The organism is Caballeronia sp. (assembly GCF_049581465.1).
Lineage (GTDB): Bacteria > Pseudomonadota > Gammaproteobacteria > Burkholderiales > Burkholderiaceae > Caballeronia.
On record NZ_JBAUSA010001037.1, the window covers coordinates 1 to 5,695 of the forward strand.

The 5,695-nt window shown below is 60.6% G+C and carries 6 protein-coding genes; 1 reads left to right on the forward strand and 5 read right to left on the reverse strand.

Features of this window, described 5'->3' with window-relative positions:
* Positions 1 to 103: 103 nt before the first annotated feature.
* From WCA53_RS25380 to WCA53_RS25390, 3 genes are read right to left on the reverse strand one after another with little or no spacing between them, the layout of a single operon-like run.
* A complete protein-coding gene (locus WCA53_RS25380) occupies positions 104 to 490 on the reverse strand; it encodes a RidA family protein (protein ID WP_423916906.1) in 387 nt (128 codons plus the stop codon).
* Between the two features lie 18 nt (positions 491 to 508).
* Positions 509 to 1,990: an N-acyl-D-amino-acid deacylase family protein gene (locus WCA53_RS25385; protein ID WP_423916908.1), complete on the reverse strand. Its 1,482-nt coding sequence runs from the start codon at positions 1,988 to 1,990 to the stop codon at positions 509 to 511.
* A 43-nt stretch (positions 1,991 to 2,033) separates the two neighbouring features.
* Entirely contained in the window at positions 2,034 to 2,936 is a 903-nt protein-coding gene (locus WCA53_RS25390) for a MurR/RpiR family transcriptional regulator (RefSeq protein WP_423916910.1), read from the reverse strand.
* 146 nt (positions 2,937 to 3,082) lie between these two features.
* Here WCA53_RS25390 and WCA53_RS25395 point away from each other — a divergent pair, with 146 nt between their 5' ends.
* Complete coding sequence (locus WCA53_RS25395) at positions 3,083 to 4,357, forward strand: amino acid deaminase (protein ID WP_423916913.1); 1,275 nt, start codon at positions 3,083 to 3,085, stop codon at positions 4,355 to 4,357.
* A gap of 6 nt (positions 4,358 to 4,363) precedes the next feature.
* Here the strand turns inward: WCA53_RS25395 and WCA53_RS25400 are convergent, their stop codons facing one another.
* On the reverse strand, positions 4,364 to 4,816 hold the full coding sequence (locus WCA53_RS25400) for a MarR family winged helix-turn-helix transcriptional regulator (RefSeq protein ID WP_423916916.1): 453 nt from the start codon (positions 4,814 to 4,816) through the stop codon (positions 4,364 to 4,366).
* 32 nt (positions 4,817 to 4,848) lie between these two features.
* The coding region (locus tag WCA53_RS25405) for an MFS transporter (RefSeq protein ID WP_423916918.1) at positions 4,849 to 5,695 on the reverse strand (847 nt) is incomplete at its 5' end.

The following is a 5,695-nucleotide window of genomic DNA, read 5'->3' on the forward strand; positions in this document are numbered from 1 at the left end:
ATGCAATAGCTCACGAAACTTATTGACTACCTGCTTGGGTCTTCCGCTGTTCGCGAGGCAGGCGCGGCGCGGTCCCTCCAAGGCCGTACGCAACGCATCACGATCAGCCGCCCGCCTTCTTATAAGCCACGCAATCCACCTCGACCTTGCAATCGATCACCATCGATGAAACCACGCAAGCGCGTGCCGGTGGATGCTCGCCGAAGTATTCCTTGAACACCTTGTTGAACGAAGCAAAGTCCCGCGGATCGTCGAGCCAGACGCCGCATCGCACGACATGCTCCGCGCCATATCCCGCCTCCTTCAAAATCGCGAAAACATTCTGAATCGCCTTATGCGACTGGGCAACAATCCCACCCCCGATCACTTCGCCATTTTCCATCGGCGTCTGGCCTGAAACAAAAAGCCAGCCATCCGCTTCCACAGCCCGCGAAAACGGCATCACCGCACCGCCTTGCCCCTTTCCACCTTCCACGCCATATCGCTTCATTTCAACACTCCAAAATAATCAAAAATGACCCTGCGCATCGAGCTTGGAACCCTCGCCACGCGCCACAAAATGTCCCGCCCTTAAGCCCGTTACCGCGCCGTCAAGATACGAAAGCACCCCATTCACCCAAACCGCATCGATGCCATCAGCCGCTTGGCGCGGCTCAGCAAACGTCGCGGTATCGCTGACCTTATCGGAGTCAAACAGCACCAGATCCGCGTGATATCCCACGCGCACTTCGCCGCGCTCTGCCAAGCCAAATCTTCGAGCCGTCATCCCCGTCATCTTCCGCACCGCTTCTTCCAACGGCATCAATGAAGTTTCGCGAACGTAATGCCCCAACACTCGCGGAAACGCGCCCCATAAACGTGGATGCGGCAGCGGATCATTCGGCAAGCCATCTGAACCGACCATCGTTGCCGGATGCGACAGGATTCGCCGCACATCGTCTTCCGACATGTTGTGATAAACCGCCCCCGCCGGCTGCAATCGCTTGCCCGCCTCCTGCTGCGTCACGCCCCACTCCGCCGCAATCGCGGAAATCAACTTCCCCGCCATCTCCGGATGCGGCTCGGACCAAGTCACCGTGATCTCGATATCGCCGGTCACCTGCTTCAAATCGAGCGTCGACGAACTCCGGTTATATGGATAACAATCGCATCCCACCGGCTGGCCGTCGCGCGTCTTCTCAAGCGACTTCAACACCTCGACGCTGCGCCCCCAGTTCGATGGCCCCGCGCACTTCAAATGCGAGATCACGACGGGAACACGCGCGTGCTTGCCGACCTGATACGCCTCGTCCATTGCGTCGAGAATCGCGTCGAATTCGGTGCGCATGTGCGTGGTGTACAGCGCGCCGGCGTGGGCCAAAGGTTCGGCCAGCGCCATCACTTCTTCCGGCGGTGCGCTGAATGCCGAACCGTAAGCGAGACCGCTGCTCAACCCAAGCGCACCATGCCCGAGCGCTTCTTCCAACTGCGCGCGCATGCCGTCGATTTCCTGCGCGGACGCACCGCGATCCAGCCGATCCATATGGTTATTGCGCAGCGCCGTGTGCCCGATCAACGCGCCCACATTCACGGCCGGCCGCGCCTGGTTGACCGCATCGATATAGGCGGCAAAGGTCGGATACTTAAAGTCATCGAACGCGCCGAGCAGGTTCATCGGATCGGGCGGTTCGCCCTTCAGCGTCACCGGCGAAGCACTGATGCCGCAATTACCGACAATCACCGTCGTTACGCCCTGCGATATCTTCGGCAGCATCTGCGGCGATCGAATGACATGGGTGTCGTCGTGCGTATGGACATCGATAAAACCCGGCGCCAGCACCCGCCCCTGCGCCTCCACGACGTTCTCCGCCGTCCATCCGCTTAGCTCGCCGATGGCGACAATTCGGCCATCCTTAACCCCCACATCGCGCTGAACCGCTGGCGTGCCCGTTCCATCGATCACCCGCGCACCTTTGATCAGCGTATCGACGTGCTTTCCATCCGATGTCATGCTTTATCCCCTGAAAATTCGCGCGTGTTGCCTGGACACTAGATCAATCGCCCAACGGCTGTCGCTCGTCCACACCGCCGCCGCGATAAGCATCCAGCGCGTGTTTCATGCGCCGCAAGAGCTCGCGGCTCGTCTCGCCCTGCTTCACAGCAAGCTCGGTCACAAGCAGGTCGAGCGCCATCAACATGGCGTAGCGGGACGTCGACGGCTTGTAAATAAAATCGGTTTCGTTCGCGATGATCGGAATCAGCCAGTCGGCCAGTTGCGCGAGCGGCGACGCGGGCGCAGTCAGCGCAATCACGCGCGCGCCATACTCCCGCGCGATCCTGCAGCTTTCGACCATCTCCGGCGTCTGCCCCGTTACCGATAACGCCACCACCACATGTTCGCGCGAGAGCGTCGCGGCGACCATCCGTTGCAGCAAACCGTCCTGATACGACGCCACCGGCCGACCGAGCCGCACGAGGCGAAAACGCATTTCATCGGCTAAAGCGGTCGATCCGCCGCCCATGCCGAACACGTAGATCATTTGCGCGTCGGCGAGCGCAGCGGCTGCGGCAGCAATCGGCGCCGCGCGCAATGCGCTGCGATTGTGGGCAAGCGTAATCTGGATATCGTCGAAAATGCGAGTGGCAAGGGAGTCGGGAAGATCGTCGGTTTCCGGTGCGTCGCCGCGCAGAAAACGCTGGCCGACGGCCGCCGCCTGCGCGAGCCGCAGCTTCAGTTCGCGCACATCGGCGCACCCAACCGCCTTCGCAAACCGCGTCACGGTCGCGATGCTGACTTCGGCTTTTTTCGCTAACTCGCCAATGCTAGAACGCGCCGCAGCGGTCAAATCGTCGAGAATGAGCGCAGCAACCTTCCGCTCAGCCGTTCGCAACTCCGGCGCGCGCTTGGCAATCCGCGCGACGATGTCAAAGGCGAGCGGTTCGGGCGACACATTCATGGCTTCCTTTCCGGCTAAGATGGTATTAAATAACATTTTCTCAGGCATCGTACTTTCGGTACGATTGTCGCGTCAACCTCGATGTACATTGAATATAGTCAGCTAGCCCCCTGGCTTGATGCAAACAAACGATGGAGTAGCATGACATGAAAGTTACAAACTATCAAAGCCCGACGATCGATCCTTTCGGCAAGGGTCTTGGCATGGTCCCGGGCGTCAGCATTCATCTGGCCGACGCCGCGCGGCTTGAATGGAGTTTGCTGGATGAGGACGTGAGCCTGCCGGCCGCTGTCCTGTACGCGGACCGAATCGAGCACAATCTGAAGTGGATGCAGGCTTTCGTGGAGCAATACCACGTGAAGCTGGCGCCGCATGGCAAGACGACGATGGCGCCGCAATTGTTCCGCCGCCAGCTCGATGCCGGCGCGTGGGGCATCACGCTCGCGACCGCGCATCAGGTGCGCGCGGCTTATCGTGGTGGCGTGCCGCGCGTGCTGCTGGCTAACCAGCTAGTCGGCAAGCGCAACATGGCCATGATCGCCGAATTGCTGACCGATCCGGGCTTCGAATTCCATTGCATTGTCGATTCGGCGGACAACGTCGATCAGCTAGGCGCATTTTTCAGCGATGTGAACAAGCAGGTGAACGTGTTGCTGGAACTGGGCGTGTTGGGTGGCCGAACGGGCATTCGCAACGACGCGCAGCATGAAGCCGTGCTAGCCGCCATCGCCCGCTGGCCGAACAACGTCCAGTTAACGGGCGTCGAAATCTACGAAGGTGTGTTGAAGGACGAAACCCAGGTGCGCGAGTTCTTGAAGCACGCACTGGAGGTAACGCAAGGCCTGGTCAAAGCCGGGAAAATCGCACGTCAGCCGGCCATTTTGTCGGGTGCCGGATCGGCATGGTATGACGTCGTCGCCGATGAATTCGCGAAGGCAAACGGCAGCGAAATTGAAGTCGTGCTGCGCCCGGGCTGTTACTTGACGCACGACGTAGGCGTCTACAAAAAGGCGCAGAACGAGATTTTCGCGCGCAATCCCATTGCAAAAAAAATGGGCGAAGGGCTTAAGCCGGCGCTGCAATTATGGGCCTACGTGCAGTCGATTCCGGAGCCTGACCGGGCGATCATCGGTTTTGGCAAGCGTGACGCGGCCTTCGACGCAGGCATGCCGGAGACGGCGCGCCATTTCCGGCCAGGGACGCAGTGGCCGCGCGATGTATCGGCGGACGAAGGCTGGGAGATTTTCGGCATGATGGACCAGCACGCGTATTTGCGGATCAAGCCGGGCGATGACATCAAGGTTGGCGATCTGCTCGCATTCGACATCTCGCATCCCTGCCTGACCTTCGACAAATGGAGGCAAATCCTCGTCGTCGATGCGAAATATCGCGTGAAAGAAGTGATCGAGACGTTTTTCTAAAACAGACTAGGCGTCGTCGACAGGCGCCTCCGCCGATACCTCTTGAATACGCTTCTCCAGCATGTGCAGTGCGCTGGAGAGCGCCACAATGGCGTCGTCAGGGAGCGCCGAAAGGGTGTCGTGCAAATAGGCGTTTCGACGCGGCATGCCTGCCTCCGCCACCGTACGACCCGCCTCGGTGAGAACGACGTTCGAGATCCGGTTATCGCGCTGGTCGACACTCCGTGCAATCCAGCCAAGCGCTTCGAGCGCTTTCAACTGCCGCGTGAGCGCGCCCGGGTCCATCCGCAGTCGCTCCACCAGCTTCTTCTGCGACAACTCCCCGGCATGTTCGTGCAACGCGACCAGGATGCGCCAGCGCGGCATCGGCTGGCCGACCTGCGATTCGAACGCCTGCATGAACGCGCGATACGTCCGCCCGAATTGATGAATCACCGCGATACGTTCCGTTTGGTCCATGCTGTGCGCTTCCGGATTTTCCTGAACGGCGATCATTCGGCCATCACCGCGGGCTCGACCTTCGCACCCTTTTTTAGATGCACCGGCGGCACGCGACGCGCTTGCCAGACCGACAACACCGCGATCACAGCGGCCATCGCCACGCCGATGTGGATCGCAGCCACCAGGGATTCACGCGCGGATTCGAGCAGCATCGCGCCGTTGTGGCCGGCCGTAGCCAGTTGCGACAGCAGCGTAGCCTGGCCCTCGCGGTTGATAAGGATTTGCGGATCGCTCAGGTCGGGGAGCCAGCGCGTGGCGCCTGCTTTATCGAGGGCGAGGTGCACGCCGCTTGCATACAGATGGCTAATTAGCGTTCCCGTCAGCGCGGTGCCGAGCATCCCGCCGATCATCCGCAGCGATTGCAGCAATGCGGTTGCAATCCCGAGGTGCGCGCGCCCCGCCGCCAATTGTGCAAACACGGTCAGGTTCGGCATCACGAAGCCGAGTCCCAGACCTCCCATCAGCATGAACGTCATGAGGATCGCGCGCGGCATGGTGTGTGTCGAGATAACCACGCCGACACACGCCACTGCGAGCAACGTGAAACCCACGGAAAGCATCGCGTTCGGATTTTTCACTCGCGTCACAATCCGCCCATTCACGATACTGCCGATCGTAATGAACACGACCAGCGGCGTGATGACGAGCCCCGCTTCTTTCGGCGACATCCCGAAGCCGCCCTGGAACAACAGCGGCGCGTAGAACAGCAGCGAGAACATCGTGAAGCCGCCCAGCACGGCGAGCGTGAAGAGCGCGGCCAGACTGCGGTTGCGGAACATGTCGACCGGCAGGATCGCCGTCGGGCAGCGCTTTTCCCATTGCCACAGCGCGTAAGCC

What these genes read in the sequence shown, in the direction of transcription:
- WCA53_RS25380 (WP_423916906.1), bottom strand. Translation starts at nt 490, where the DNA reads ATGAAGCGATATGGCGTGGAAGGTGGAAAGGGGCAAGGCGGTGCGGTG.
- WCA53_RS25385 (WP_423916908.1), bottom strand. Translation starts at nt 1,990, where the DNA reads ATGACATCGGATGGAAAGCACGTCGATACGCTGATCAAAGGTGCGCGG.
- WCA53_RS25390 (WP_423916910.1), bottom strand. Translation starts at nt 2,936, where the DNA reads ATGAATGTGTCGCCCGAACCGCTCGCCTTTGACATCGTCGCGCGGATT.
- WCA53_RS25395 (WP_423916913.1), top strand. Translation starts at nt 3,083, where the DNA reads ATGAAAGTTACAAACTATCAAAGCCCGACGATCGATCCTTTCGGCAAG.
- WCA53_RS25400 (WP_423916916.1), bottom strand. Translation starts at nt 4,816, where the DNA reads ATGGACCAAACGGAACGTATCGCGGTGATTCATCAATTCGGGCGGACG.